The sequence below is a fragment of the Cupriavidus sp. SK-4 genome (assembly GCF_000611125.1).
Lineage (GTDB): Bacteria > Pseudomonadota > Gammaproteobacteria > Burkholderiales > Burkholderiaceae > Cupriavidus > Cupriavidus necator.
This window is the reverse complement of the sequence record NZ_JFJW01000002.1, coordinates 1-656: the sequence shown is the minus strand read 5'-3', so window position 1 is coordinate 656 and position 656 is coordinate 1. Positions and strand designations below refer to the sequence as shown.

Sequence of the window (656 nt, the reverse complement as noted above, 5' to 3'; positions counted from 1 at the left end):
TTCGGCTTCGGCTTCGGCTTCGGCTTCGGCTGGCAGGGTGACGGTAGCCAGTGCGTGCGGTTCTGTGTCGACGGCAATGTCCGGCACCGAATCCGGCACAGCCGCATCCAGTTGTTGCAATTCCGGCGCAGCCGCTTGCGGTACCACTGACTTGGCTGCCAGCGCCTGCAACTCGGCTAGCAGATCAAGAGCTTCCTGCCGGATCGCGGCAAGCGTGACTTCATCGGCTTCGTCGGCTTCGGCCGGCACGGAATCCGGTGCGATGTCGCCAACGATATTGGTGTCTGCAGACACCGGTTCCATGGCAGGCGCTTCGGGCGCTGCCACGACCTCGGGTTCCGGGCTGGCAACCGGCTGCGCGGGAGCCGCTACGGCCTGCGTGGCACCAGTGGTCGCCAGCGCTACGGCGACGGCTTCAGCCGGCACTGATATGGCGGCAGGTACGGTGACTGAAGCAGTGGCCGAGGCGACGCCCTTGCGAGATGCCTCAGGCAGCGTCGTAATCGCCGAACGCACCAGGGGCTGCGGTTGGCGGAACGGGCTGCTGACCACCGTGCCGCGCAGGGGCTGCGCCGGCCGCGGCGCTGGAGCCGGTGAAGGTGCTGCCGTCGTGGCCGGCCTGCGTGCCGCCGGCTGGGCCGGACGCGGCGCGGGTG

1 pseudogene is annotated in these 656 nt (G+C 69.1%); it reads right to left on the bottom strand.

From position 1 onward, the window contains the following. Nucleotides 1–426 (bottom strand): annotated as a pseudogene (locus tag CF68_RS39095) (cell division protein FtsK); the annotation flags it as partial. Nucleotides 427–656: the final 230 nt, after the last annotated feature.